The sequence below is a fragment of the Corynebacterium sp. HMSC070H05 genome, assembly GCF_001837615.1.
GTDB classification, from domain to species: domain Bacteria; phylum Actinomycetota; class Actinomycetes; order Mycobacteriales; family Mycobacteriaceae; genus Corynebacterium; species Corynebacterium coyleae.
In genome coordinates this window covers 75,799-100,671 of the sequence record NZ_KV833273.1, presented here as the reverse complement: position 1 = coordinate 100,671, position 24,873 = coordinate 75,799, and the positions used below count along the sequence as shown (strand labels likewise).

The following is a 24,873-nucleotide window of genomic DNA, read 5'->3' as shown; positions in this document are numbered from 1 at the left end:
CTACTCTATACCGCTCGGTCTAGTCCTGATTCATTGGGTGTCGAACAGCTTGCTCCACGATATCTAGCATCGATTCGAGCCGCTCCACAGGCTCACCAGCAGCGAGTTTGGTGATAAACCCTTCGAGAACGGTCTCCAGGTAGGTCTGCACGACCTCCACGGGGACGTCGTCGCGCATATGCTTGTTCGATTCCAAGCGCGTGCGCACCGCCTGGTCGAGCACCTCTTGATGTTCCCGCCAGCGTGCTTCGAACTTCGGGTCAGTTCGCAGTCTCCGCAGGATTTCCGCACGAGTGGTGAACCAATCGTTTGCTTCAGTGTCGTGGAGCATCCCACGCATGACCTCAACCAAACCCTGCTCACTGACCACTTGTGCCTGGCGCTCCGCGTCCGCTTTCGCAATAGCAAGGAACAGTGATTCCTTGTCGCCGAAGTGATGGAAGATCGCGCCACGGGTTTTACCGGTGGCTTCCTCGAGCCGTGCAACAGTGGCGCCCTCGTAGCCGTAATGGGCGAAGCATTTGCGTGCGGTATCGATAATCTCGCTACGGCGGCGTGCGAGCTCGGCCTCGCTCACGATAGGCATGTCAGTGCTCCTTGGCGTAGTTCTAGGTCAAACGTGGTCGAAGACTAGCGGAGTGCGGAAACAAAGGATTAGGGGGTAAAAATACGGAAGGGGCCCCGCGTAGTGCGGTGGCCCCTTCGCGGCGATGGCGTCAGGAGAGCTGACTAGCTCTTGACCATCTGGCGAAGCACGTACTGCAGAATGCCGCCGTGGCGGTAGTACTCAGCCTCACCTGGGGTGTCCACGCGGACAACAGCGTCGAACTCGACAGCGTCAGCGCCGTCCTTCTCAGCCTTGACGTGAACCGTTGCCGGGATGTCACCCTTGTTGAAGTCGGTGATACCGGACAGGGTGAAGGTCTCGGTGCCGTCGAGGCCGAGGGACTCGTGGGACTGGCCCTCCGGGAACTGCAGCGGCAGAACACCCATACCGATCAGGTTGGAACGGTGGATGCGCTCAAAGGACTCGGCGATAACTGCCTTCACACCAAGCAGGTTGGTGCCCTTAGCAGCCCAGTCACGGGAAGAACCGGTGCCGTATTCCTTACCAGCAAGGACGACGAGCGGAATGTTCTTCTCGGCGTAGTTCATCGCAGCATCGTAGATGTATGCCTGCGGTGCACCCTCCTGGGTGAAGTCGCGGGTGAATCCACCCTGCTCATCAACCAGCTGGTTGCGCAGACGGATGTTTGCGAAGGTACCGCGAACCATGACCTCGTGGTTGCCACGACGGGAGCCGAAGGAGTTGTAGTCCTGGCGCTCAACACCGTGGGAATCGAGGTAGTTCGCAGCCGGGGTGCCCGGCTTAATGGAGGAAGCAGGGGAGATGTGGTCCGTGGTGACCGAGTCGCCCAGCTTCGCCAGAACGCGAGCACCCTCGATGTCCTTGACATCCTCCGGCTCCTCCGGCATGCCGTCAAAGTACGGTGCCTTGCGGATGTAGGTGGAGTCTTCGTTCCACTCGAAGGTCTTGCCGGTCGGGATGTCGAGACCCTGCCACTGTGCGTCGCCCTTGAAGACGTCGGCGTAGTCAGACTCGTACATCTCACGGGAGATGGTGCCAGCGATGGTCTCCTCGATCTCCTCGGTGGACGGCCAAACGTCCTTGAGGAAGACGTCGTTGCCGTCTGCGTCCTGGCCGAGCGGCTGGGTTTCGAAGTCGAAGTCCATCGTGCCGGCGATGGCGTAAGCGATGACCAGCAGCGGGGACGCGAGGTAGTTCATCTTCACGTCCGGGGAGATACGACCCTCGAAGTTGCGGTTACCGGAAAGTACGGCGGTCGCGGTGAGGTCGAACTCGTTGACAGCCTCGGAGACCTCAGCCGGCAGCGGGCCAGAGTTGCCGATGCAGGATGCGCAGCCGAAGCCGGACAGGTAGAAGCCAACAGCCTCGAGGTCCTTCCAGAGGTCTGCGCGCTCGTAGTAGCCGTCGACAACCTGGGAGCCCGGAGCCATGATGGTCTTGACCCACGGCTTAGCCTTCAGGCCCTTCTCAGCAGCCTTGCGTGCGAGCAGGGCAGCGCCAACCATGACGGACGGGTTGGAGGTGTTGGTGCAGGAGGTGACTGCAGCAATTGCGACGAAGCCGTGGTCGAGGGTGTACTCGCCACCCTGCGGGGACTCGACGATGACCGGCTTGGAAGCGCGGCCCTCAGCACCCACAGCAGCGGACTCGCCGTTTGCCGGCCAAGACTCGTTGTAGGAGACGCTGTCGACCTTTGCTGCACGAACCGGCTCGGACGTGCCCTCGCCAGCGGTGTTGTAGTCCGGCAGCTGCTTGCGGAAGGTCTCCTTGGACTCCGCGAGCAGGATCCGGTCCTGCGGGCGCTTCGGGCCAGCGATAGACGGCTTGACGGTGGAGAGGTCGAGCTCGAGGTACTCGGAGTACTCAGCTTCCGCAGCGTCCTGCTCAAGCCACATGCCCTGTGCCTTGGCGTATGCCTCGACGCGGTCGATGTCCTCCTGGTTACGACCGGTCAGGTGCAGGTAGTTGATGGTCTCCTCGTCGATCGGGAAGATCGCGCAGGTGGAGCCGAACTCTGGGGACATGTTGCCGATGGTGGCGCGGTTTGCCAGCGGGATCTGCTTGACACCGTTGCCGTAGAACTCGACGAACTTCTGGACCACGCCGTGCTCACGCAGCATCTCGGTGATGGTCAGCACCACGTCGGTTGCGGTCACGCCGGTCGGAATCTCGCCGGTGAGCTTGAAGCCGACAACGCGCGGGATGAGCATGGAGACCGGCTGGCCAAGCATCGCTGCCTCAGCCTCGATACCGCCGACGCCCCAGCCAAGGATGCCCAGGCCGTTTTCCATGGTGGTGTGGGAGTCGGTACCAATGCAGGTGTCCGGGTATGCAACGCCGTCGTTGTCAAAGACAACGCGGGAGAGGTACTCGATGTTGACCTGGTGGACGATGCCGGTTCCCGGCGGGACAACGCGGAAGTTAGAGAAGTTCTCTGCACCCCAGCGCAGGAACTGGTAGCGCTCCTCGTTGCGCTGGTACTCAATCTCTACGTTCTTCTCGATGGCATCGGTGGAACCAAAGGCCTCGATGATCACAGAGTGGTCAATAACCATCTCTGCCGGGTTCAGGGGGTTGACCTGATCCGGGTTGCCGCCGAGCGACGATACGGCCTCACGCATGGTGGCAAGGTCGACGACACACGGCACGCCCGTGAAGTCCTGCATCAGCACACGTGCTGGGGTGAACTGGATCTCAACGCTCGGCTCTGCCGACGGGTCCCAGTTTGCAATGGCCTTGATGTGGTCTTCGGTGACGTTCTTGCCGTCCTCGGTGCGCAGGAGGTTCTCGCCCAATACCTTAAGGGAGTAGGGGAGTTTCTCCATGCCTTCAACAGCATCGAGAGCGAAGTAGTCGTAAGACTTACCGCCAACCTCGAGCGTCTTCTTGGCACCGAAGGAATTCTTGCTTTCTGCCACGGTGAGCTCCATTCCTCGTCGTAATCAAAAACAGGGATGATGACCCTATGGTCAAGTCCCATACTAAGCGACCCGCCATAGATCCGTACTGATGATAACAGTACGTTCGTTATGTTTTCATATTTTGCTTATCGACTACAGCAAAATCACTCAGATTAGAATCGGCCCAGCAGTTTGGCATGAAGGAGTAATCGTGGAGCCGGAGACGACATTGGACGAGCTAATCGGCCAGCTTGAAACCTCTGCCGTGGCTTTTGGTACGGAGAATCCGGTAAACGATGACCTGCGAAATGGCATTGAAGGCGTGCTGAGCTCGCCGCATTCGGAATCGATTGACCCTGCCGCAGTAGTCGTTTTAGAGCGCACTCCAGAAAAGGTTGCCCAGCTCCGAGATCTTGCCCAGGACATTGCAAACGCTACGGAATATTCAACGGTGCTGATCCGCACACCCCACACCGCAGTGGGGGTAAGCGAAGAGTTGAGTCGTGCGCAAATAGAGACAGGGGAGCTCGCGATGATGTCGCATGCGGATTATGTCGAAGGGCTGAAAGCGTTTACAGGGGAGGCGAGTTCCTTCTCTCCAATGTGGCCGGTAGTTGTTGGGGTGGTGCTAGTCGCGTTTGCCCTCCTCGCGATCGCTGCGCGGCGCCCAAAGCCGTCACGCTAGACAAGTTGCAAGACTTGACGGAGTTCATGTCAGGAGTATCTCGGGTTGCTAAAGGGTACCTGCTCCGCGGCTCTTTTTCGCCATTTTCCCACGTCAAAACGTATAAGTAACGGTTCGGTAACCTTGGATGTGAGCAAACTCACACATCAAATAAGCGTGTCAATACATGCAGGTGAGACGCGTGTGAATCATGTGACAAGACTTGACTTGATCAACTTTATGTAACGAAAGGGATACAAGTCGGTTGGCTTGACGTATGGTGCTCCTATCGGCTCGCGGGTCGATAGTTGTCACACCTTTCGCGTGAAGCTTCATTGAGCGCTCTAGTCAAGCGTTCGACTGATGGATCGGGCTTGTGGGGAAGCACGCCGAGATCCCGGAACATTGTCGAAGCAACACAGATCCTTGTGATGGCTACTTCTTCGCGCTGCCGCGTTAGTAGTCAACATCGAGGCCGCACGTTCTTACCCCTAGTCAGGGTTTATGTGTGCCTTGGCGCGCCTGCAGGTTTCTTGATCACCTGCAGGCCAGCCACGGTATGCGCGTGCGGCGTGAAGGAGCACCTTCGTGGCAAATCCACTTAGGGGCACCCGGTTTGGACGTGCACGTAATGTGTTCGGTACTGCCGCGTGTGTCGTTACCGTGTCGTTGGCGGTGGGCCTCGTCAGCCCGGCTGCCTCTGGTCAGAGCTCGACGTCTACCGTCAGCGAACTCGTTTCCGCAGTCACCCGCGCTCAAGCGGACGTGGACGCCCGAAACTTGAACCTCGGCGAACTGCAAGAGGCGGTTAACCAGTCGCTCGTCGATTTGCACGACGCTCATGCAAAGGCCCAGCAGGCCCGCCTCGGCGAAGAGGAAGCTAAGCGTCGCCTGGACGAGGCTCAGGCTCGCGTCGAAAAGCTGCGCACCGAGCTTGATGAGTTAAGCCGTTCCCAGTATCGCGGGGCGTCGACAAGCGATGTGCTCACGTCGATTAGCGGTAGGGACACGCAGCGCGACGTGCTGGATCGCTCGCTGTTCCTGCGCCAGCGTTCTGAAGAAAAGCGTGCGAAGCTGCAGGAAGCGGAGCAGGCCCGTGCGGAGGCGGCGAACGAAGAGTCGACGCTGCGTCAGACGCGTGAGCTTGCCGACTCGGCTGCTCAAGAAGCCGAGGCTGCGGAGGCGCAAGCGCGTCAGCTTCTCGACGACAACCGCGCAGCGCTCGAGGCAAGCACGGCTGAGCGCGACGCCGCGCAACGCGAGCTCGAAGCAGCACAATCTGATCTCCAGGAGCAGCGTGCGCCTGAGCAGCAGGAAGCATCCGATGAGTCAACGGAGGGCCCTGTGGCCAGCCCGTACGCTTCAACCCTGACCATTTCGCGCGGCGATGCCACCTATGAGGTCCCAGAAGAGGTCGTGGACCGTGTTCGGGAGCGCATCTCTGGTACCTCCCCTGAAGCCGGCGAGCCGAGCCGTGAGGCCATCGTGGATGCCGTGCGTGTTGTTGCCCAGACTTCTTCTTCAGATACGACGTCCGACGACGTGTCCCAGGTTGCTGCGCTTTCTTCGGCAGCAGGCTTGCCACAGCTTGACGACGACGCTATCGCGAAGGCTGGTGCCATCGCCGTCGGCGTGGCCCTGGTTGGCGGCGTTGCTGCGAACCACGGCTCCTTCTCTGATGCGGTGAATAGCGGTGACGCAGGCCAACTTGTGACTGCGTTCGCAGAAGGGCTCACTGGTGCCTTGGGCAATGTCGATAGCACCTCAGGCACTGTGGCTGACGTATTGCCGCAGGTGCAGACTGCGGCAGATCTTACTGAGAAGGCTCGTGCTGCCTCTGCGGCCGTATCCGACGCCTCTCAGGTTGAGACGGTTATCGCACGCGCTCAGTCGATGATCGGCACGCCGTATGTCTGGGGCGGTGGCGATGCAAACGGTCCAACCACGGGCTTGGAAGGTGGCGGTCAAGCTGGCTTCGACTGTTCCGGCCTCGTGCTTTACGCATTCGCCGGCGCTGGCATTGCATTGCCCCACTACACGGGCTACCAGTACCAGCGCGGCACGCATGTGCCGGCGAGCGAAGCGCAGCGCGGCGACTTGCTGTTCTGGGGTCCGGGCGGCAACCAGCACGTTGCTATCTACCTCGGCGACGGCACCATGATCGAGGCACCCCAGTCTGGCATGAACGTGCAGATTTCTCCGGTCCGTTGGTCCGGCATGGCGCCTAACGCGGTCCGCCTGCTCTAATTTTTCGGGGCCACAGTCTAGGCTCAAGGCTATGGCTCTCAACGACTACGACGCACTCCTCGTCCTTTCCTTCGGTGGACCCGAAGGAAAGGACGAGGTTATTCCTTTTCTAGAGAATGTCACCCGTGGCCGCGGGATTCCGCGTGAGCGGCTCGCCAAGGTAGGGGAACACTACTTCCACTTCGGTGGTGTTAGCCCGATCAATGAACAGAACCGAGTGCTGATTAGCAACATCGAAAAGCAGTTGGAGGCTCGGGGGATTGAACTTCCGGTGTACTTCGGCAACCGGAACTGGCACCCCTTTGCGGAAGATACTGCGAAGCAGCTGGAGGCTGACGGGCATAAGCGCGTGCTGGTGTTCGCGACCTCGGCATGGGGTGGGTACTCGGCCTGCCGACAGTACGACGAAGACATCCAGAGGATCCGCGAAGTGACACCGCAGCTTGAATACACCAAGCTTTGGCAGTTCTACGCCCACCCGACGTTCGTGCGGCTTATGGCGAACGTGTCGCGTAGCGCCGTCGATGCAGCGCCGGCTGGTGCAAAAGTACTGTTCACTGCTCACAGTGTTCCGAATGCTGCGGATGATGTCTCAGGTGGCCCGGAGGATGCCAACCTGTACTCACGGCAGGTGCATGAGGCGGCCCGGCTGGTCGCTGCAGAGGCCGGCGTCGAAGAGTACGAGGTTGTCTGGCAGTCTCGCTCCGGCAATCCGGCAACGCCGTGGTTGGAGCCGGACATCGTAGATCGCACCGAGGAGCTTCATGATCAAGACAGCACCTTTACGCACTTGATCTGTGTGCCACTCGGCTTCATCACCGACCACATGGAGGTGATCTGGGACCTCGACACCGAGCTGCGACAGGCCTGCGAGGCACGCAACATCACGCTAGATCGCGTTGCGACGGTGGGGCTCGAGCCCGATTTCGCTGGCATGGTCGTCGATATCGCGCAAGCTATCGCCGATGGTGACAAGCCTGAAACCTTGTCTAACGTTACTGTTCAGGGTTGTACCGTCAACGGCGCGCCGTGTAAGCCGCATTGCTGCGAGCCGTTGAAGCACCCGGGCCGAACGGGTAGCGCAAACTAATTCGCTAGATATTCGCGCCGGTAATCGATCACTGCGTCTGCGACCCCCGCCATGCGGGCGGTGCGGACGTGCCGCCACAGTGCAAACAGGTGAGGGTCGAAGGAGTGGTCGTCGAGGCGCTCCGTTACCGTCTCGATCGTCGCGGCAACACGGTCAGCCCTGGCAAAAAGCTTTGCCGCTCGCGCAGTCACCCCAGCCGGCAGCCCAGGGGTGTCGTAGAAATCAGCGAGCGTGCCGACGGTAAGCCGGGGATTCGGCAATTCCTTCGAGGTGCCACCAGCCGCCTCAATCAAAACGGCGGCCTCATCGGTTGCGCGCGACAGCAGTTGATCTGCCTCACCCGGAGTTAGCCAATCCGGTTCCGGCAGCCGCTCAGTTTCTTCAAACCAACGCCAGCGCACTTCCGCCCCCGAGTAGTCGGGGACAAGGATGTGGCTGATCCCATCTCCCCGGACAACCAACGCACCAGCCTGGGAGAGGGCGTCCATTGCGGGGGATCCAGCTCGGAGGCGCGGTGCCTGTCCTGGTCCCCACAAAATCAAGCGGACAACTGGATCCGGAGACTCAAGGTCGGCGGCGGCGCGGACGTCGCTAAGCAATTGCACCATCGGCGCGTCGCAATAGGTGTGGGTGCCACCGAGGTCTGTCAACGCGTCGAGGGTGTCGTCCGTGGACTCGACGTTGTACAGCCAGGCGGCAAGCCAGACTGCAGTGTTTTGGAGAGGCGAGTAGACCTGAGCGCGCGTGTGCATCCAGTTGAGTCTAGCTAGGGGGATAGAATACGGAGCCACTATGGGAGATAGCCGGTATAGCGGAGATATTTTTCAGGGCCACGCGCGCAAGAGGAGACCAACGTATCCAGAGATGCCTGCAGAGCCAGGCATCATCGTGGAGATCGTCGGCAACGACTTTGTCGGCGCAGTGGTTGGATTCGAGCGAACCTACGACGGCGACTTCGTCCGCCTGGAGGATCGCTATGGAACTCAGCGGCTGTTCAAAATGCTGCCGGGGGCATTCATGGTCGAAGGGCAGCGTGTCACCCTCACCCGATATGTTGCACCGCGTAACGACGAACCAAAGCGCTCCAACTCGGGCTCACGCAAGGTTGCTAACGTGCAGGCGAAGGTTGCAATGCCGTCACGCATCTGGGTGGAGGGCATTCACGATGCTGCAATCGTTGAGCAGGTGTGGGGGCACGACCTGCGTGTTGAGGGGGTTGTCGTCGAGTATCTGGAAGGGCTAGACAACCTGCAGATGCGTCTCGACGAGTTCCAGCCTGGACCGGACCGTCGCGTCGGTGTGCTCGCCGATCACCTCATTAGGGGGACTAAGGAGGCTCGGCTCGTCGAAAATGTAGGACCTCATGTGTTGGTGACGGGGCACCCCTACATCGATATCTGGGCTGCGGTGAAACCGAAGAGCGTCGGCATCGCCGCCTGGCCGGAGGTTCCGTACGGCGAAGACTGGAAGACGGGCGTGTGCCGTCGCTTGGGTTGGTCTGATCCAAAGGAAGGCTGGCGCCGCGTTTCATCGTCCGTGCGCACTTTCCGCGACTTGGATTCAACACTTATCGGTGCAGTTGAGAGACTGGTGGACTTCGTCACTAATCCCGAGCTCACGAAGGAAGATCTCACACACATGTAAGATTTGCGCCGTGGGAGCATTGATTTGGTTTATTGTCGCGGCAGGTTTCGCGCTACTCGAGCTTGGCGTGGGCGAATTGACGCTGCTCATGCTCGCTGCGGGTGCGTTGACAACATCGGGGGTCGCCTTATTCGACGTTCCACTTGCAGCTGAAGTCGCGGTGTTTATCGCTTCCTCGTTGCTGTTCTGGTTCTTCCTAAGGCCACGTCTGCGCAAGCGGATGGATAAGCCGCTGGTGCTCGATGAGACGCCACGCGCGCTCGTCGGAAGTCGTGCAGAGGTTGTCGAGGACATCGGCCCCGGGGGTGGGCAAGTGCGTTTCGACGGCAGCCTGTGGTCGGCACGCGCCCTGGATCCGGCAAAAACTATTCCTGCAGGTTCCCACGTGACCGTTTACGATATCGACGGACCCGTAGCCGTCGTTTGGAAGGAGTCCTAAATGGGTGGGTTAGTTACCTTCGCCGTCATACTTATTCTGTTTATCGCGCTGCTTACAGCGTCGATCAAACTGATTCCGCAGGGAGAAGCTGCGGTTATTGAGCGTCTGGGACGCTACACGCGCACTGCGTCCGGTGGGTTGACGTTCCTGGTGCCGTATATCGACCGCATCCGTGCGCGCGTAGACACGCGTGAGCGCGTGGTGTCGTTCCCGCCCCAGGCAGTAATTACCCAGGACAACCTGACCGTGGCGATTGACACGGTGGTGACGTTCCAGATCAACGAGCCTGCGAAGGCCATCTACGGCGTGGACAACTACCTCGTCGGTGTGGAGCAGATTTCGACGGCAACGCTGCGTGACGTCGTTGGTGGCATGACGCTTGAGGAGACGCTGACCTCTCGCGAAACCATTAACCGCCGCCTGCGCGGTGAGCTAGATGCTGCGACCGCAAAGTGGGGCCTGCGCATTAGCCGCGTGGAGCTCAAGGCGATTGATCCGCCACCGTCGATTCAGCAGTCCATGGAGATGCAGATGAAGGCGGACCGCGAAAAGCGCGCGATGATCCTCACCGCTGAAGGTAAGCGCGAGTCCGACATCAAAACCGCTGAGGGTGAAAAGCAGGCTCGCATTCTTTCTGCCGAGGGTGAGAAGCACGCAGCGATTCTCGCCGCTGAGGCTGAGCGTCAAGCAATGATGCTGCGCGCCGAAGGTGAGCGTGCCGCGAAGTACCTCGCTGCGCAGGGTGAGGCGCGTGCGATCCAAAAGGTGAACGCCGCGATTAAGTCCTCTGGAGTGACGCCGGAACTCCTGGCATACCAGTACCTGGACCAGTTGCCGAAGATTGCCAACAACGAGGCGGCCACGATGTGGATGATTCCGTCCCAGTTCGGCGATTCGTTGCAGCAGTTTGCCAAGGCGTTTGCCAACAAGGACGACGACGGAGTGTTCCGCTACGAGGCGGCGCAGGTTGACGAGCGCGATCTTGAGATGGCCGATGAGGGCAATCCGGAGCGTTGGTTCGACACCTCGACCGACCCGGAGCTAGCCAAGGCGCTTGCAGAGGCCCGCGCGGTGGCGAACAAACACGTAGACGATCCAGATCCGACCCAACCTACCGCTGACACGGCTTCCAGCGACTCGGGGTTGCGAGAGATCAGTGCCCCTGCGAACGAGCCGACCGATTTCGGGTTCAATGACCAGGTGTCGAACCCGCTTAATCAGCCAGATCAGCAGCCCGAGTAATCAGGTTGAGGGCCAGTTGCCAGCCGGCTTGTTCGGCTGGCCATCCCGCTGCCTGGAGCCTCTGGCTGATTGCCTGCTTGGATATGCCGAGCTCGGCTGCTGCTTCATTCTGATTCAGCCCGCGGCGCACGAGCGAGGTCGCTTCTCGTCCCTCGAATGTCCGCTTGTGCAGCACGTGGGCTAGCAGGGCGAATGCGGCAGCGATATCCGCAGCCTCAGTAGTTGCGCCTTGCTTGTCGACGACCACACGCACCTGGCCTGCTTTCACCCCAACCGCCTTTGAGGCAGCTTTCAATGCATCGCTGTTGCTTACAGCGACCCCTAGGCCGATGGCCCAATTGCCGTCGGAGAGCAGCGCCATGATCAGGTTTAGCGAAGCCTCAGCGTCATCCACCAGGGTGCGAATATCTTCAACACCGAGCACTTCAAACGGGCTGATGCCTGGGAGAGTGCCAAGCGCCTCCGCGGAACGCTCGACGACGGCAGCGCGACCTTTTTCACGGCCTCTGTACTTCGCATGCACGGCAATCATGCCTGCCAATACTACGCGGGTCTATCCGTGAGCCTTTACTTACGCGCCGGAAGTCGTGCGTCGAGAATCAACCCGCTAAGGCCAATCACTGCCAATACAGCCATCACTGCGATGACCACAGGGTTTGCCTCACCCGTGAGGGTGTCGCCAAAGATAGTGACCAACACGGTTCCTGGAAGTGAACCCGCAAACGTTGCGATGGCAAACGGCAACACCGGAACGCGCGTGAGCGCTGCTGCGTAGTTGAGGACGGAAAATGGAACGGCTGCAATGAGGCGCAGGCTGAAAATCGCGAGCCAGCCGCGTTCTTCGAGGCGCCGGTTGATCTGCTCAACAGCAGGATGTGTCAGCCGCGGTTCTACCCAATCCCGCAGCAGAGTGCGCACGATCAACAGTGAGATAACTGCGCTGACTGTCGTCGCGGTAATCGCGATCAAGATCCCTTGTACCGAACCGAAAAGAATGCCGGCAGAGACGGTCATCACGGTGCGCGGGATAGGGAATTGGGTAATCAAGATATAGAGCAGCCAGAACGCTACTGGGAACCAGGGGCCGAGTGTGTCAGCCCAGGTGCGAAGTGTGGAGAGCGGTGGGACGTCGAGAAACACCCAGCCCGCTATGAACACGACGATAAGCGCTGCGAGTACGAGCTTGTTGCGGGCGGAACCCGATATCTTGGGCATACGCACTCCTCGACCATGTCTGTAAATATAAATGTCCCGCTCCGCAGTTCTATTGACTGCTGAGCGGGACTTATCTGTGCCCGGAGGGGGACTTGAACCCCCACGTCCGTTAATAGGACACTAGCACCTCAAGCTAGCGCGTCTGCCATTCCGCCACCCGGGCTAGGGTGTTTGTTCAGCCTCTCGGCTGGGCACCTGCACTACTATAGGGTCGGTTCTTGCAGGTACCAAATCGCCAGCATAACGCGCAGATTCTGCTAAATTTTGCGGGGTGATAGCTCCACCGCGCAGAATGCTGACGTACCGCTGGTTCGTCCCACAAGTTCCGCCTGCTCATGACCCCGCCCGGCTCCACCCGGCGCGATGGGAGGAAGGTAACCGGGTCGTTCGGGACATGGTTTCCGCGTATCCGGGTGTGCTCGCGCTGCATATTCTGAGCTACCTTTTTGGCTCCGGTATCGCGGCGTTCGTGCCGGTGGTGGTCGGCATGATCGTGGACGGTCTCCTTGGCGAAGAAACGTTTAACGCGTGGTGGCTGTTTGCGGTACTGGTGGGCATTTTTGTTTTGTCGTTCATTGGTGAGGCAACCGGCGACGGCCTTGCGGCAGCGTCGGTTGGCCGGGTTACCCACAACGCCCGGTTACACTTATCCTCCGGAGTGCTGCGCGATGGTGCAGGCGCGATGAGCCCGGGTACGGTGCTCAACACGATCGATGCAGACGCAAGCACGGTCGGACGGTACCGCGAACTGCTGTCGTTTCCGCTTATGGCGATCGGTTATGCCGCGGGTGCAGTGGTGGCGATGTGGTCTGTGTCCCCGTGGGTGGCACTTGCCATTCCGGTTAGCGCGATGATCATTGGGCTTTTTGCGGCGTGGACCGCAGGACCAGTGACACGGATCTCGTTGAAGCGTCGCGCTGCGGAAGCGGATGTCGCGGGCTTGGCCACGGATGTCTCTCAAGGCATTCGTGCTGTGAAGGGCCTTGGCGCGGGTGCATCTGTTGCACAACGTTTTGCAGTTGAGACGGCCAACGCCAGGACATTGATCTTGAAGCACCTGAAGGTTGAAGTCGGGCTGGGCTTTGTTCGTCTTGTGGTGGCTTGGCTGTGCAATCTGGCGATCGTGGCACTTGCTGCCTGGTTGACGCTTCGCGGAGAGATCACGCCTGGGCAGATGACATCGGTTGCGCTGCTAGTGCCGCCTGCGCTGAATATGGCGGGATTTGCCTTCGGTGACCTAGCTAGTGGGTGGGGAAGGGCGGTTGCCAGTGGCAAGCGCATCGTGGAGTTACACCATGCAGTCGAACAGGCGTCTGAGCCGCAGCCAACCGCCAACGCGATCCCCGGTCCAGGGCTGTGGATCCTCGCTCCGGATGAGCGATCGTTTGCGGTCGTTGAGGCATGGGCGGAGCGTGAGGGGGTGCTGTTCCCACCGCACACCGTCAACGTATTTGAGGGCACGATCGCGGATAACGTGAATCCGCGCGGTGATTTGCCGGCAGTCGTCGTCAAGCAGGCGCTCGCTGCGGCGCATTGTCAGGACATTCTGCGTCGCCTCGGAGGTGTCCGAGAGAACGGTGAATTGCCTGATGCGCCGCTGGGGGAGGCGGGGCTGAATTTGTCGGGCGGGCAGCGGCAACGTGTGGCACTTGCACGCGCACTCGCAGCGGATCCGGACGTGCTCATTTTGGACGACCCAACAACAGGGCTGGACTCTGTCACCCAAGCTGACGTCGTTGCGGCGGTTAAGACGCTACGCGCGGACAAAACAACCATAGTGATCACTGGAAATGCCGCGTGGCGCTCTGCAGGTAACGCATTGGAGGTGCAGTAAATGAAGCGTGAATACGAGCGCGTCGATGCCGTTGCCCCCGCTGGGGTGAAGGAGACCTTCGCGTACCTTGCGGAACTGCCGAACGCACTGGATCGTCGGTGGTGGGTAATGCTGTTGAGTATCCAGGCTGTGATCGTTGCTGTGAACACTACACAGTCGAACCTGTTTGGGCGCAGCGTTGACCCGTTGATCGGTGGCTCGATACCCGGGCTCGGCTCTGGCAGCAGTGCTTTTATTTGGGCCATCGCATTGGCAATGTTGTGCATGCTGATCGAGCTGTCCCTCCGTGGTCTGGGCAACTATGTGGTGGGCCAGAAGGTCGCCCGTGCGTCGATCGATCTGCGCCGTCGTTGCCTCGACGCTATCTTGCGCGCGCCTGTGCCGCGGGTGATGGAGTTGGGCACCGGCAACGTGATTACGCGCATGACGAAGGACATCGATGATGTGGTGCAAACGATCACCGCGATCGGATCCAGGGTCCTCACCACAGCCTTCGTGTTTCCGATTACCTTTCTCGGGCTTTTGCTTATCGACGTCCGCTTTGCCCTCATCCTCGTCATAGTCGGTATCTGCACGTACCCGTTCGCGCGAGCCGTTGTGCGTGCAATCCCTGCTGCGTCGAACGCAGTGAGTGTGGCGGAGGCTCGTAGAAACGCAGTGCTGCTTGATACGGTGCGTGGCCTGCCGACGCTTCGCGCGTTCGGACTAGAACGTTGGGCGCTTGGGCGCATGCGTCGCACCTCCTGGGGTGCGGTGGAGGCGACGATGGATCGTGTGCCCTGGTTCATTCGTCTCATGGGCATCGGACAGTTCGCCTTCGCAGCATGGGTGCTGCTCACTCTTGGTGTGGGTGCCTGGTTGGTGTCTACAGGCGCTGTGACACCTGGGGAGGCCAGCGCTGCTGTGTTCATGGTGATCCGTGCTGAGGTCGTCGTGTTTAATGCGCTGTTTTTCATCGGAGAGCTCCAAAGCGCCGCCACGTCTGTTGGGCGCGCGGTGAGTTTGGCCAAACTGGCGGACGGCCGAGCGGCCACCGTGGTACCCGATGACCTCGATGCGCCTGAAGACGTTGAGATCAACCACGTGTCCTTTGCCTACCCCGGCGGAGCTAACGTTCTTGAGGACCTTTCGGTGACGCTCGCAGCGGGCACGACGACGGCGCTCGTCGGCACTTCTGGCGCGGGCAAATCCACGCTGGCAGCGCTTATCGCAGGCTTGGTGGAGCCGACTTCGGGGAGCATCCGAGTTGGTAGGGTAGATACCTCCCAAGTCAGCGACGTCTGGACTGCGAAGAACGTCACCCTGCTCACCCAGGACGTGCATATCTTCGCGGGCACGCTGCGCGAAGACCTGTCTATGGCTGCTCCGGAAAGTGACGACACTGTTTTGCTCAATGCGCTCGCCAGTGTCGGGTTGGATCCGAACAGCACGCAGTTTGCCCGACTCTTCCCCAATGGGCTCGACACCGCTGTGGGGGCAGGCGCAGATGACCTCCCACCCGAGGTGAAGCAACAGGTCGCGCTCGCGCGTGTGGCGTTGGCAGGTCCGAAGATCCTCATCCTGGACGAAGCGACAGCAGAGGCGGGCAGTGATGCCACAAACACGCTCGAAGATGCTGCTGCAAGGATTACTGAAGGAACGACGGCGTTGGTTGTCGCGCATCGCCTCGATCAAGCTGCAACCGCTGATCGCATCCTGGTGATGGAAGCAGGACGCATTATCGAAGACGGCACCCATGCCGAGCTTCTTGCTGCCGGCGGGAGATACGCACAACTCTTTGAGGCGTGGAGTGGCGAGGGTCACTGATTTTCGGGTAGGAATGGGTCTATGACTGCTTCCTATGTTTCAGACCGTTTCCCCGGCCCCGACCCGTATGCGCCCCTGGCGGACGTGCCTTCGTTCACGGTGACCTCGGATGACATTGTTGACGGCGAGCGTCTCAACGACACACTTGCCGGCGATAACGCCACCAGCCCGCAGCTTGCGTGGGAAGGTGCGCCTGAGGGGACGAAGACCTACGCAGTGACGTGCTTCGACCCGGACGCACCAACCGCGTCGGGTTTTTGGCACTGGTCCGCGTTCAACATCCCGGCAGATATTACCGAGCTGCCTGCTGGCGCAGGCGCCAAGGAGGACCTGGGCGTCGGCGCGGTTGTGCTCACCGGTGATTCCGGAGTTAAAGGGTTCTACGGTGCAAACCCGCCGGCAGGCCACGGGCCGCACCGCTACCTGTTCGTAGTCCACGCGGTGGACACGGAATTTCCGGCAGATCAGATCGCGAACCCAACGCAGCTCGGGTTCAACCTGAACTTTCACTCGTTGGGCCGGGCAATCATCTGGGGTTGGTACGAGAACCAGTAGTATTCGGCGAATGGTACCTGTGCAGCTTCGCGTCGGCGGCGCCTTTTTAGGTCTTGCCGCCGCACTCGTCCTCTATGCAGTCGTCGGATTTACCCGTGGTGATGAGGGGTTTGTGATCACCCCTCAGGTGCTCACGGTGCTTGTGGCTGTCGCTCTCGTCGGTGCGTTTGCGACCACGAACAAAGAGCAGCAAGGCTCGCGCACGCAGGTTATCGCCCTTTTCATCGCGATCGTCTTGATCGGCCTTGGGGTAATTTTGCCGAACACCGCATTATTCACGACGACGCCGGTGTGGCTTGTCGCTTGGGCTATCGCCGCGGGCTTCTGCGCCGTGATTCTACGGCGCAGCGTGCAACCGAAGGCCTAGAGCGCTTTCCACTCAAGCCCACTGCCCACGGCCTGCTCAATAGAGTTCAGACCGTGGGCCTTAATCTGTGCAGCAATGCCCCGGTGGATATCCCGGATCCAACCCGGGCCGCCGTAGATGAATGGCGTGTAGCCCTGCAACAGATTGGCACCTGAAGTGATGCGTTCCCACGCCTGTTGGGGTGTGGAGATACCGCCAACACTGATGATCGCCAATTGGCCGCCGATGCGGTCGTAGAGGCGCTTGAGCACCTCGAGTGAGCGTGCCGCAACAGGTGCACCAGAGATGCCACCCGCACCCATGGCTGCAACCTCGTCTGCATTGGTGTGCAGCCCGTCGCGGGAGATCGTGGTGTTGGTCGCCACGATGCCGTCGAGTCCAAGTTCGACAGCGAGGTCTGCAACAGCGTCGATGTCCTCGTCCGAAAGATCTGGCGCGATCTTGACCAGCACCGGGGTGGTGGTCGACTCTTTCACCACGGAAAGGATGGGGCGAAGCTCCTCCACCGCCTGCAGGTCGCGAAGACCCGGCGTGTTCGGGGAGGACACGTTGACCACGAGATAGTCGGCCAGCGGGCCAAGGGCGGTAGCGGTTGCGCGGTAGTCGGCGACAGCGTCTTCGGCGGTCTTGTTCTTGCCGATGTTAATCCCGACGATGTCGTCGGACTTCCTGCTGCGCAGGTTATCTGCGACAACGAGTGCACCCTTGTTGTTGAACCCCATACGGTTCAAAATTGCCTTGTCCGCGGGAAGGCGGAACAGGCGTGGGGCGGGATTACCCGGCTGCGGCTTCGGGGTCACCGTGCCCATCTCTGCGTAGCCGAAGCCAACGGCGCCCCAGGCGTCGATAGCTTCAGCGTTTTTATCAAACCCAGCCGCAAGTCCGAGCGGGGCAGGGAAGTCAACGCCGAACACTGTCTGGCGCAGCACGGGGTCGTGGACGCGTACAACCTTCTCGAGTGCGCGGTTGATGGGACTCGCGGCATCCAGCACACGCAGGCCACCGCTGATGATGCCGTGGATGCGCTCCGGCGGGATGCGGAACATCAGTTGCAGGGCGCGGTCGTAAAGACTCATGTTGGTCTCCTAGTTAATCTGCTCGTCGGGTGCGACGATTTGGATGCCATCGCCGGTGGCGGATGCGAGGACGACGGTGCCGTCGTCAAGCGAAATGATGCTCTGAGCGTTCGCGACAGTGGCGAAACTCTTCTTCTCAACCGGCACACCCTGGGAGATGTCGTATCCGGTTGCGGTGTTTTCAGCCAAGGAACTTACCCAAGCAAGGCGTTGCGACGAATCCCACGCGACGTCCCACGGGCCTTCCGGCACAGGTGCGCTCTGCTGGAGACGAATGATGTCGTCGGTGGTGTAGACGTGGATCTGGTTGCCGGTGGAGTCGGCAGCGAGCACAAGCCCGTGCTCGCCTGCGGCAACCTTGCCCACGCCGAGGCCAACACGCAGCGTGCCGCCCTGGCGGGAGCCCTGCCAGTCGATGTCCTGGATGGTGGTGTCGAAGCTGCTGATGCGAACTACCGCGTCATCTTGGCCGTCAAGAGCAACCGCCTGCAGCTGGTCGGTCTCGCGGGCAACATCGATCGTGTCCGACAGTTCCCCGTCCTTAAACACCCACACTTTGCGCTCCGTATCGCTTGCAGCGAGCACTTCACCGCTGGAAACAACAGTCGCCGAAGTCACCGGAAGGTCGGTGCTAATAGTTTGCGCGACTTGGCCGAAGACGTTGACAGCCCCATCACACGCCACTGCGAACGACCCATCGCTGGCAGATACATCCCCGCACGACGCGTCGAGTGGATGCTCTTCAGCCTTGCCGTTGGCAATGTCGTCGATCGACCCAATCAGTAGAGCGTTTTCTGTGCGCACCCCGACAACACCGTTTGTCGTGTCGAGGTCGCGCACAGCCTCAAACTGCACTACACGCCCAGCCGGGTTGTTGCTCGCAGGGGACTGGGCGGGTTCGGCGCTGCCCATGTTGGCTGCGGCGTCGCCACCCGCCTCCTCGATTTTTGCGTTCGGGGTGGCGCTGCATGCTGCCAGCGCGAGCGGTAACACCGCGCTAAGGCAGAGTGCGGCAGTAAAACGGGAAGCAGTACGTCGAACAATCACGCACGTAAGCCTAGCAATCAGCCTGCTGCGTTCAGTGATCAAGCGCGGTGCGGAGTAGGGTGTGCAGCCATGATGTCGTGGCTACAGGTGATCGTCCTCTCCATCGTGCAGGGCTTGACGGAGTTTCTCCCGGTGTCCTCGTCGGGTCACCTCCGTATCGTCTCAGAGTTGTTTTGGGGGGAGGACGCTGGCGCAAGCTTTACCGCTGTGATCCAGCTCGGTACCGAGCTTGCCGTACTTGTGTACTTTGCCAAGGACATTTGGCGGATTCTCACCGCGTGGTTCGCTGGACTGTTCGACAAGGCCAAGCGAGGGTTTGATTACCGCATGGGCTGGATGGTCATCGCCGGCACGATCCCAGTCGGGTTGGCAGGTGTGTTGCTGAAGGACCTGATTCGCGAAAACTTCCGCAACTTGTGGATCACCGCGACCGTGCTCATTTTGTTCTCTCTGGTGTTCATTCTTGCGGAACGCCGCGGCAAGAAGTCTCGTGGGTTTGAGGAGCTGACCATGAAGGACGCCGTTCTCATGGGCCTGTGGCAGTGCCTAGCGCTGATTCCTGGTGTGTCGCGTTCCGGCGGAACGATCTCGGGTGGTTTGTTCCTCAACCTCGACCGCGAGGTTGCTACCCGGTTTAGCTTCCTTCTGGCTATCCCCGCGGTACTCGCGTCTGGTCTGTTCTCCTTGCCCGATGCGTTTGACCCGCAAGCGGGACAGGCTGCCTCCGGAATGCAGCTGCTTGTCGGCTCCGGAATTGGCTTTATCGTCGGTTACATCTCCATTGCGTGGTTGCTGAAGTTCGTTTCTAACCACTCGTTTGCCTGGTTCGCTGCCTACCGCATCCCACTCGGTGTCATTGTGATGATTCTGCTTGGCACTGGTGTCATGCAGCCTGTGTAGGGTTGGGCGCATGCAAGCTTGGCCGAACCCAATTGTTCCTCACGTTGCCGGCACTTCGGTGCCGCTGAAGCTCTACGACACCGCTGATCAGCAGGTGAAACCTGTGGATACCACGCCGGATGCGAAGGGCGAAGTGGGGTTGTATGTCTGCGGTATCACTCCATACGACTCGACCCACCTGGGACACGCTGCCACCTATCTCACATTCGACCTTGTGCAGCGTCAGCTGATCGCTAACGGTCACAAGGTGCACTATGTACAGAACATCACCGATGTTGATGACCCTCTGTTCGAGCGAGCCGAGCGTGACGGTGTGGATTGGCGCGAACTCGGCTCAAGCCAGATCGATCTGTTCCGCAGTGACATGGAGATTCTCTCCGTCATCCCGCCGCGCGATTACATCGGCGCGATGGAGTCTGTCGATGAGGTCATCGAGATGGTGCAGAAGCTTCTCGACGAAGGCGTGGCTTACACACTTGACCAGGGCGATGTGTATGCCTCGATCGATGCAACCGAGCAGTTTGGCTACGAGTCGAACCTCGACCGAGCAACGATGGAGGAGTACTTCGCTGAACGCGGTGGCGACCCGGAGCGTGAAGGCAAGCGCGACAAGCTTGACGCGCTGATCTGGCGTGGTCACCGTGAGGGCGAGCCAGCCTGGGACTCGCCGTTCGGCCCAGGTCGTCCGGGATGGCACGTGGAGTGCTCCGCGATTGCGACGAACCGCTTAGGGGCAAGTTTCGCGATCCAAGGTGGCGGTTCGGACCTGGCGTTTCCGCACCACGAGTTCTCAGCCGCGCACGCAGAGGCCGCGCTGCACGTGGACCGGATGGCCGGCCACTATGTGCACGCGGGCATGATCGCACTTGATGGTGTGAAGATGTCGAAGTCACTAGGTAACCTCGTCTTTGTTCACAAGCTCACCGAGCAAGGCCACGAGGCTTCCGCGATCCGGCTGGCGGTGTTTTCCCAGCACTACCGGGAAGACCGTGATTTCTCCGACGCGATTCTTCACACTGCTGAGGAGCGACTCGACCGGTGGCGTGAGGCTCTGGCGAACGAGGTGTCTGAAGACGAGGCGCTCGGTGTCGTCGATAAATTGCGCGCTGCGCTGGCAGACGACCTTGACACGCCCACAGCTCTTCGTGTGGTCGATGAAGCACGGGGCGACTACGACGGTGTGATTGCAACAGCACTTGATGGACTGCTTGGTGTGCATCTCTAGGCCTCATCCAGCACAATGGTGGTCATGAGCGCAGCAGCACACACGATTCGTGCCCAGTTCCAGCCTGAGGTCGACGAGTTTATCGATGACCTGACGATGTTCGCCTCAGGCTCCTACCTTTCTGAGGAAGACAAGGAGTTGTGGGACGAGCCATTCGACCCGTCCGTGTTGCCTGAGTTGCGGAAAATGCTCGAGCAGTACCTCGACGAGGTCGACGCACTCGGTTCCCAGCCAGAGGACCAGCAACTGGTGGGGCTAGTTGGCCCGTTCTACGAGCGCTTGGAGGCGTTCAATGTCCGTCATGCGGACGCGGTGCTTGAGCCAGAAGAAAAAGCAGATATTGAGACGCTCGTGATTCGGGTGTGCACCGCGGCGGGCGCGACCGATGAGGCGCTAGAAGCGCTGCCGGAATTTGAGTAGGCAGCGTCCGGCGGCTGTCTTCTGGGATATGGACGGCACGCTGATAGACACAGAGCCGCTCTGGGGACAGGCGACCTACGAGTTAGGGGAGTTGCTTGGTCGGCCGCTGACCCCAGAGGTTCGCGAGCGCACCATTGGCGGGAGTTTCCCGAACACGCTTCGCATTGTGGCGCAGTGGGCGGAGCACACACTGACTGACGGCGACGAACAGCGATATAAGGATTGGATGTTCGGTCGGATGGCTGAGCTGTTTTCTGCAGGTATCGAATGCAACCCAGGGATTCTTGAAGTGCTGCAGTCGCTGAAGGAAGACCACATGCCCATGTTCGTGACGACGAATACTGAACGCGTCCTGGCAGATCCGTGCATTGATGCGATTGGGCGTGCGTTCTTCACCGGCACCATTACTGGCGACGAAGTAATCCACCCGAAACCTGCCCCCGACATGTACCTCGAAGCAGCCCAGCGCGTCGGCGCCGCTCCGCAAGACTGTCTCGTGGTCGAGGACTCGTTCAGTGGCATGTCAGCTGCGGCTGCAGCGGGATGTGCAGTGTTGGGGCTCGCGGATCATGTACCTGCCGGTGTGTATCGGTTTGATCCCCACCTGTTTATGGGGGCCAGTGCCGACGACGTGTACCGCTGGTTTGCTGCAGCCTGCGGGGCGTAGGTGTCACACGCACAATCGTCGAGAGGCTTCGCTTCACTACGTATAGTGGTGTGCCATGAGCACTCGTATTGAAGAAGACCTGCTTGGCAAGGCTGAAGTCCCCGCTGATGTGTACTACGGAGTGCATACGCAGCGAGCAGTAGACAACTTCAAGTTGTCGGCCAGCACCCTGAACGATTTGCCGGAGTTCATCCGTGGCATGGCCCAAGTGAAGAAGGCTACCGCTATTGCGAACCGTCGCCTGCATGTGTTGCCGCGCGAGAAAGCCGAAGCAATTGCGTGGGCCTGCGACCAGATTCTGGAAGAGGGACGCTGCATGGATCAGTTCCCGATCGACCTGTTCCAGGGTGGCGCGGGTACCTCGGCAAACATGAACACGAACGAGGTGGTGGCTAACCTCGCACTGGAATACGTTGGTGCTGAGAAGGGCTCCTACGACATCATCAATCCGAACGATGATGTGAATATGTCCCAGTCCACCAACGATGCGTACCCGACTGGTCTGCGTCTCGGTGTGTACTACGCGGTGCAGGGCTTGCTTGAGGAGCTCGACGAGCTGCAGAAGGCACTGCGCGCGAAAGGCGACGAGTTTTCCGACATCATCAAAATGGGTCGTACTCAGTTGCAGGACGCGGTTCCGATGACGCTGGGTCAGGAATTCACTGCGTTTGGCGCAAACCTCAATGAAGAGCAGCGCACCATCAGCAACGCTGCGACGTCCCTGCTGGAAGTCAACCTTGGCGCAACCGCAATCGGTACGGGAATTAACACTCCGAACGGCTACAAAGATCAGGTTGTCACGGCACTTCGCGAGGTCACCGGCCTGGACATCCAGGCCTCTCCGGATCTGATTGAGGCTACTTCGGATACCGGCGACTACGTCATGATGCACGGGGCTATCAAGCGTGCGGCAATGAAGCTCTCCAAGATGTGTAACGACCTGCGTCTGCTGTCGTCCGGTCCTCGCGCTGGTCTGAACGAGATCAACCTTCCGGAGCGCCAGGCTGGTTCCTCGATCATGCCGGCCAAGGTCAACCCGGTTATCCCGGAGGTTGTTAACCAGGTGTGCTTCAAGGTCTTCGGCAACGACGTGACGGTCTCCATGGCTGCTGAGGCAGGTCAGCTCCAGCTCAACGTCATGGAGCCGGTCATTGCTCAGTCCTTGTTTGAGTCGATCCGTCTGCTGGCCAATGCGGCACGTACGCTGCGCGAGAAGTGCGTTGTGGGCATCACTGCGAACAAGGACGTGTGCGAGGCTTACGTGACTAACTCGATCGGCATCGTCACCTATCTCAACCCGGTGATTGGTCACCATAACGGCGACATCATTGGCCGTGAGGCTGCTTCCACCGGTAAGAGCGTCTATGACCTGGTGCTGGAGAAGGGCCTTATTGAGGAAGAGGATTTGAAGCGGTTGCTGAGCAAGGAAAACCTCATGCACCCGGAATTCCGCGGCAAGCTCTACGTTGATGAGGACGACGCTAATTAGGTTTTAAAACCGCATTTCCTTCCGTGTCAGCGGTGAACCGGGGCAGGGTGGTAGCCAATCTCACACCTGCCCCGTTTCCTTTTGGTGTGATCAATACGGGATAATGGCGGAAGTTCTTACTAGCCCGTAATGAAGGAGCGCACACCATGTTGGTTCCCTTGCACACCCTCATTCTTTTTGGGGCAATCGTGTTGGGTGCACGCATTGGCTCGATCGCGATCGGTTTCGCCGGGGGATTGGGGGTGCTGCTTCTCGGCGCAACCGGTATGCCGGTCACCGCAGATGCAATTCCGTTTGATGTCATCGGCATCATCATGTGCGTTATCGCAGCCATCTCTGCAATGCAGCTCGCCGGTGGCATGCAATACCTTGTGGATCTTGCGGAGCGACTCTTACGCAGAAACCCGAAGCGCATTACGGTTTACGCCCCGATGGTGACGTGGTTGATGACAGTCTTCGCTGGAACTGGACATACGGCATTTTCCACGATGCCGGTCATCACAGAGGTGGCGAAGGAAGGAAACGTTCGTCCTTCGCGTCCGCTGTCAGCGGCCGTGATCGCTTCGCAGATGGCGATCGTCGCTTCACCAATCTCTGCAGCAGTTGTGTTCATGGCGTCAGCGCTGGAACCACTTGGGGTGGGGTATCTCCAGATTCTTGCGGTGATGCTTCCCGCGACGTTCCTGGCAATTTTCCCGACGGCGTGGGTTGCCAATCATATGGGCAGTGAGCTTGACGACGACCCCGTGTACCGCAAACGCAAGGCCGCTGGGCTCGTCGCAACGCATCAAGGTCACGATGATTACGTTCCCGCACCAGGTGCGAAGCGTTCGGTCGCTATCTTTCTGGCTGCGATCGTCATTGTGATGGTCTATGCAACGCTGATTTCGGATCAGATTGGCCTGATTGCGGAGCCAACAGTGCCACGTAACGAGGCAATCATGGCCATCATGCTCAGTGCCGCTGTCGTCATCATTATGAGCACCCGCGCTGCTGCCGCGGAGATTCTGAACACCCAAGTCTTTCGATCCGGCATGTCCGCATGTGTCTGCGTGCTCGGCGTGGCGTGGCTGGGTACGACGTATATCAACTACTACATCGACGACATCCAAAACATCGCCGGTAACGTGCTGACCTCAAAACCTTGGCTGCTCGCGGTCGTGCTCTTTATCGCCGCATCACTGTTGTATTCACAAGCCGCAACAGCGAAAGCGCTCATCCCCGCCGCGTTGGCAATCGGGGTGAGTCCACTCACGGCACTTGCCGCTTTCCCGGCGGTCTCCGCACTATTCGTCCTGCCCACGTACCCAACGCTGCTTGCGGCGGTGGAGATGGACGACACCGGTTCGACCCGCATTGGCAAGTACGTGTTTGACCACCCATTCCTCGTCCCCGGAGTGGTCTGCATTTTAGTCAGCGTAATCCTGGGATACCTCATCGGTGCAGCGGTAGTGTGA

23 protein-coding genes and 1 tRNA gene are annotated in these 24,873 nt (G+C 59.8%); 16 read left to right on the top strand and 8 right to left on the bottom strand.

Translation table 11 applies throughout. The features are described from left to right. Positions 1–19: 19 nt before the first annotated feature. A complete protein-coding gene (locus HMPREF2617_RS00510; protein WP_070423150.1) occupies positions 20–586 on the bottom strand; it encodes a TetR/AcrR family transcriptional regulator in 567 nt (188 codons plus the stop codon). A gap of 143 nt (positions 587–729) precedes the next feature. After that, a complete protein-coding gene (gene acnA / locus HMPREF2617_RS00505) occupies positions 730–3,507 on the bottom strand; it encodes an aconitate hydratase AcnA (RefSeq protein WP_210399442.1) in 2,778 nt (925 codons plus the stop codon). 193 nt (positions 3,508–3,700) lie between these two features. Between acnA and HMPREF2617_RS00500 the strand changes: the two genes are divergently transcribed. The 3 genes from HMPREF2617_RS00500 to HMPREF2617_RS00490 all read left to right on the top strand — a co-directional run bounded on the left by HMPREF2617_RS00500 (position 3,701) and on the right by HMPREF2617_RS00490 (position 7,490). Beyond that, positions 3,701–4,174 carry an Rv1476 family membrane protein gene (locus tag HMPREF2617_RS00500; RefSeq protein WP_083323144.1) on the top strand — a complete coding sequence of 158 codons (474 nt, stop codon included), beginning with the start codon at positions 3,701–3,703 and terminating at the stop codon, positions 4,172–4,174. 567 nt (positions 4,175–4,741) lie between these two features. Continuing rightward, positions 4,742–6,400: a DIP1281 family NlpC/P60 protein gene (locus HMPREF2617_RS00495; RefSeq protein ID WP_070839034.1), complete on the top strand. Its 1,659-nt coding sequence runs from the start codon at positions 4,742–4,744 to the stop codon at positions 6,398–6,400. A 31-nt stretch (positions 6,401–6,431) separates the two neighbouring features. Next, a complete protein-coding gene (locus tag HMPREF2617_RS00490; protein WP_070839032.1) occupies positions 6,432–7,490 on the top strand; it encodes a ferrochelatase in 1,059 nt (352 codons plus the stop codon). On the opposite strand, the gene HMPREF2617_RS00485 is transcribed toward HMPREF2617_RS00490, so the two are convergent. Further along, positions 7,487–8,242 (bottom strand): hypothetical protein, encoded by a 756-nt coding sequence (locus HMPREF2617_RS00485; RefSeq protein ID WP_070820256.1) that lies wholly within the window; start codon positions 8,240–8,242, stop codon positions 7,487–7,489. The two genes, HMPREF2617_RS00490 and HMPREF2617_RS00485, sit on opposite strands and share 4 nt — an antisense overlap. A gap of 40 nt (positions 8,243–8,282) precedes the next feature. On the opposite strand from HMPREF2617_RS00485, the gene HMPREF2617_RS00480 reads away from it, so the two are divergent. The 3 genes from HMPREF2617_RS00480 to HMPREF2617_RS00470 are packed head-to-tail and all read left to right on the top strand — an operon-like array spanning position 8,283 to position 10,815. Next, positions 8,283–9,134, top strand: coding sequence for a DUF3097 domain-containing protein (locus HMPREF2617_RS00480; protein ID WP_070423154.1), 852 nt, complete (start codon positions 8,283–8,285; stop codon positions 9,132–9,134). 10 nt (positions 9,135–9,144) lie between these two features. Continuing rightward, positions 9,145–9,573, top strand: coding sequence for an NfeD family protein (locus tag HMPREF2617_RS00475; RefSeq protein WP_070423155.1), 429 nt, complete (start codon positions 9,145–9,147; stop codon positions 9,571–9,573). After that, positions 9,574–10,815, top strand: a complete 1,242-nt coding sequence (locus HMPREF2617_RS00470; protein WP_083308122.1) for an SPFH domain-containing protein — start codon at positions 9,574–9,576, stop codon at positions 10,813–10,815. Here HMPREF2617_RS00470 and HMPREF2617_RS00465 read toward each other — a convergent pair. From HMPREF2617_RS00465 to HMPREF2617_RS00455, 3 genes are all read right to left on the bottom strand, one after another. Then, positions 10,787–11,347 carry a MarR family transcriptional regulator gene (locus HMPREF2617_RS00465; protein ID WP_070839029.1) on the bottom strand — a complete coding sequence of 187 codons (561 nt, stop codon included), beginning with the start codon at positions 11,345–11,347 and terminating at the stop codon, positions 10,787–10,789. The two genes, HMPREF2617_RS00470 and HMPREF2617_RS00465, sit on opposite strands and share 29 nt — an antisense overlap. 35 nt (positions 11,348–11,382) lie before the next feature. Further along, a complete protein-coding gene (locus tag HMPREF2617_RS00460; protein WP_070423157.1) occupies positions 11,383–12,030 on the bottom strand; it encodes a TVP38/TMEM64 family protein in 648 nt (215 codons plus the stop codon). A gap of 77 nt (positions 12,031–12,107) precedes the next feature. After that, positions 12,108–12,193, bottom strand: a tRNA-Leu gene (locus tag HMPREF2617_RS00455). 231 nt (positions 12,194–12,424) lie between these two features. On the opposite strand from HMPREF2617_RS00455, the gene HMPREF2617_RS00450 reads away from it, so the two are divergent. Genes HMPREF2617_RS00450 through HMPREF2617_RS00435 form a run of 4 tightly spaced genes read left to right on the top strand, consistent with a single transcriptional unit; the run spans position 12,425 to position 16,592 of the window. After that, positions 12,425–13,864, top strand: a complete 1,440-nt coding sequence (locus HMPREF2617_RS00450; protein ID WP_371441277.1) for an ABC transporter transmembrane domain-containing protein — start codon at positions 12,425–12,427, stop codon at positions 13,862–13,864. Then, complete coding sequence (locus HMPREF2617_RS00445; RefSeq protein ID WP_070839025.1) at positions 13,865–15,670, top strand: ABC transporter ATP-binding protein; 1,806 nt, start codon at positions 13,865–13,867, stop codon at positions 15,668–15,670. It begins immediately after the preceding gene. Between the two features lie 21 nt (positions 15,671–15,691). After that, a complete protein-coding gene (locus HMPREF2617_RS00440; protein WP_070839023.1) occupies positions 15,692–16,225 on the top strand; it encodes a YbhB/YbcL family Raf kinase inhibitor-like protein in 534 nt (177 codons plus the stop codon). Between the two features lie 10 nt (positions 16,226–16,235). Then, positions 16,236–16,592 carry a hypothetical protein gene (locus HMPREF2617_RS00435; protein ID WP_070423161.1) on the top strand — a complete coding sequence of 119 codons (357 nt, stop codon included), beginning with the start codon at positions 16,236–16,238 and terminating at the stop codon, positions 16,590–16,592. Here HMPREF2617_RS00435 and HMPREF2617_RS00430 read toward each other — a convergent pair. After that, a complete protein-coding gene (locus HMPREF2617_RS00430; protein ID WP_070423162.1) occupies positions 16,589–17,668 on the bottom strand; it encodes a quinone-dependent dihydroorotate dehydrogenase in 1,080 nt (359 codons plus the stop codon). The two genes, HMPREF2617_RS00435 and HMPREF2617_RS00430, sit on opposite strands and share 4 nt — an antisense overlap. 9 nt (positions 17,669–17,677) lie before the next feature. Then, positions 17,678–18,715, bottom strand: a complete 1,038-nt coding sequence (locus tag HMPREF2617_RS00425) for a YncE family protein (protein WP_246815433.1) — start codon at positions 18,713–18,715, stop codon at positions 17,678–17,680. Between the two features lie 72 nt (positions 18,716–18,787). Between HMPREF2617_RS00425 and HMPREF2617_RS00420 the strand changes: the two genes are divergently transcribed. The 6 genes from HMPREF2617_RS00420 to HMPREF2617_RS00395 all read left to right on the top strand — a co-directional run bounded on the left by HMPREF2617_RS00420 (position 18,788) and on the right by HMPREF2617_RS00395 (position 24,873). Next, entirely contained in the window at positions 18,788–19,615 is an 828-nt protein-coding gene (locus tag HMPREF2617_RS00420; protein ID WP_070423249.1) for an undecaprenyl-diphosphate phosphatase, read from the top strand. 10 nt (positions 19,616–19,625) lie between these two features. Beyond that, positions 19,626–20,840: a cysteine--1-D-myo-inosityl 2-amino-2-deoxy-alpha-D-glucopyranoside ligase gene (gene mshC, locus HMPREF2617_RS00415; protein ID WP_070839021.1), complete on the top strand. Its 1,215-nt coding sequence runs from the start codon at positions 19,626–19,628 to the stop codon at positions 20,838–20,840. Positions 20,841–20,864: 24 nt separating this feature from the next. Next, complete coding sequence (locus HMPREF2617_RS00410) at positions 20,865–21,260, top strand: hypothetical protein (protein ID WP_070451478.1); 396 nt, start codon at positions 20,865–20,867, stop codon at positions 21,258–21,260. Continuing rightward, entirely contained in the window at positions 21,253–21,927 is a 675-nt protein-coding gene (locus HMPREF2617_RS00405; RefSeq protein WP_256381225.1) for an HAD family hydrolase, read from the top strand. The genes HMPREF2617_RS00410 and HMPREF2617_RS00405 overlap by 8 nt, the downstream gene beginning before the upstream one ends. A gap of 55 nt (positions 21,928–21,982) precedes the next feature. Beyond that, positions 21,983–23,416, top strand: coding sequence for an aspartate ammonia-lyase (gene aspA / locus HMPREF2617_RS00400; RefSeq protein ID WP_070423166.1), 1,434 nt, complete (start codon positions 21,983–21,985; stop codon positions 23,414–23,416). 146 nt (positions 23,417–23,562) lie between these two features. After that, positions 23,563–24,873, top strand: a complete 1,311-nt coding sequence (locus HMPREF2617_RS00395) for an anaerobic C4-dicarboxylate transporter (RefSeq protein WP_070839017.1) — start codon at positions 23,563–23,565, stop codon at positions 24,871–24,873.

What these genes read in the sequence shown, in the direction of transcription:
- HMPREF2617_RS00510 (WP_070423150.1), bottom strand. Translation starts at nt 586, where the DNA reads ATGCCTATCGTGAGCGAGGCCGAGCTCGCACGCCGCCGTAGCGAGATT.
- HMPREF2617_RS00490 (WP_070839032.1), top strand. Translation starts at nt 6,432, where the DNA reads ATGGCTCTCAACGACTACGACGCACTCCTCGTCCTTTCCTTCGGTGGA.
- HMPREF2617_RS00485 (WP_070820256.1), bottom strand. Translation starts at nt 8,242, where the DNA reads ATGCACACGCGCGCTCAGGTCTACTCGCCTCTCCAAAACACTGCAGTC.
- HMPREF2617_RS00480 (WP_070423154.1), top strand. Translation starts at nt 8,283, where the DNA reads ATGGGAGATAGCCGGTATAGCGGAGATATTTTTCAGGGCCACGCGCGC.
- HMPREF2617_RS00470 (WP_083308122.1), top strand. Translation starts at nt 9,574, where the DNA reads ATGGGTGGGTTAGTTACCTTCGCCGTCATACTTATTCTGTTTATCGCG.
- HMPREF2617_RS00465 (WP_070839029.1), bottom strand. Translation starts at nt 11,347, where the DNA reads ATGATTGCCGTGCATGCGAAGTACAGAGGCCGTGAAAAAGGTCGCGCT.
- HMPREF2617_RS00460 (WP_070423157.1), bottom strand. Translation starts at nt 12,030, where the DNA reads ATGCCCAAGATATCGGGTTCCGCCCGCAACAAGCTCGTACTCGCAGCG.
- HMPREF2617_RS00450 (WP_371441277.1), top strand. Translation starts at nt 12,425, where the DNA reads ATGGTTTCCGCGTATCCGGGTGTGCTCGCGCTGCATATTCTGAGCTAC.
- HMPREF2617_RS00445 (WP_070839025.1), top strand. Translation starts at nt 13,865, where the DNA reads ATGAAGCGTGAATACGAGCGCGTCGATGCCGTTGCCCCCGCTGGGGTG.
- HMPREF2617_RS00440 (WP_070839023.1), top strand. Translation starts at nt 15,692, where the DNA reads ATGACTGCTTCCTATGTTTCAGACCGTTTCCCCGGCCCCGACCCGTAT.
- HMPREF2617_RS00435 (WP_070423161.1), top strand. Translation starts at nt 16,236, where the DNA reads ATGGTACCTGTGCAGCTTCGCGTCGGCGGCGCCTTTTTAGGTCTTGCC.
- HMPREF2617_RS00430 (WP_070423162.1), bottom strand. Translation starts at nt 17,668, where the DNA reads ATGAGTCTTTACGACCGCGCCCTGCAACTGATGTTCCGCATCCCGCCG.
- HMPREF2617_RS00420 (WP_070423249.1), top strand. Translation starts at nt 18,788, where the DNA reads ATGTCGTGGCTACAGGTGATCGTCCTCTCCATCGTGCAGGGCTTGACG.
- mshC (WP_070839021.1), top strand. Translation starts at nt 19,626, where the DNA reads ATGCAAGCTTGGCCGAACCCAATTGTTCCTCACGTTGCCGGCACTTCG.
- HMPREF2617_RS00410 (WP_070451478.1), top strand. Translation starts at nt 20,865, where the DNA reads ATGAGCGCAGCAGCACACACGATTCGTGCCCAGTTCCAGCCTGAGGTC.
- aspA (WP_070423166.1), top strand. Translation starts at nt 21,983, where the DNA reads ATGAGCACTCGTATTGAAGAAGACCTGCTTGGCAAGGCTGAAGTCCCC.
- HMPREF2617_RS00395 (WP_070839017.1), top strand. Translation starts at nt 23,563, where the DNA reads ATGTTGGTTCCCTTGCACACCCTCATTCTTTTTGGGGCAATCGTGTTG.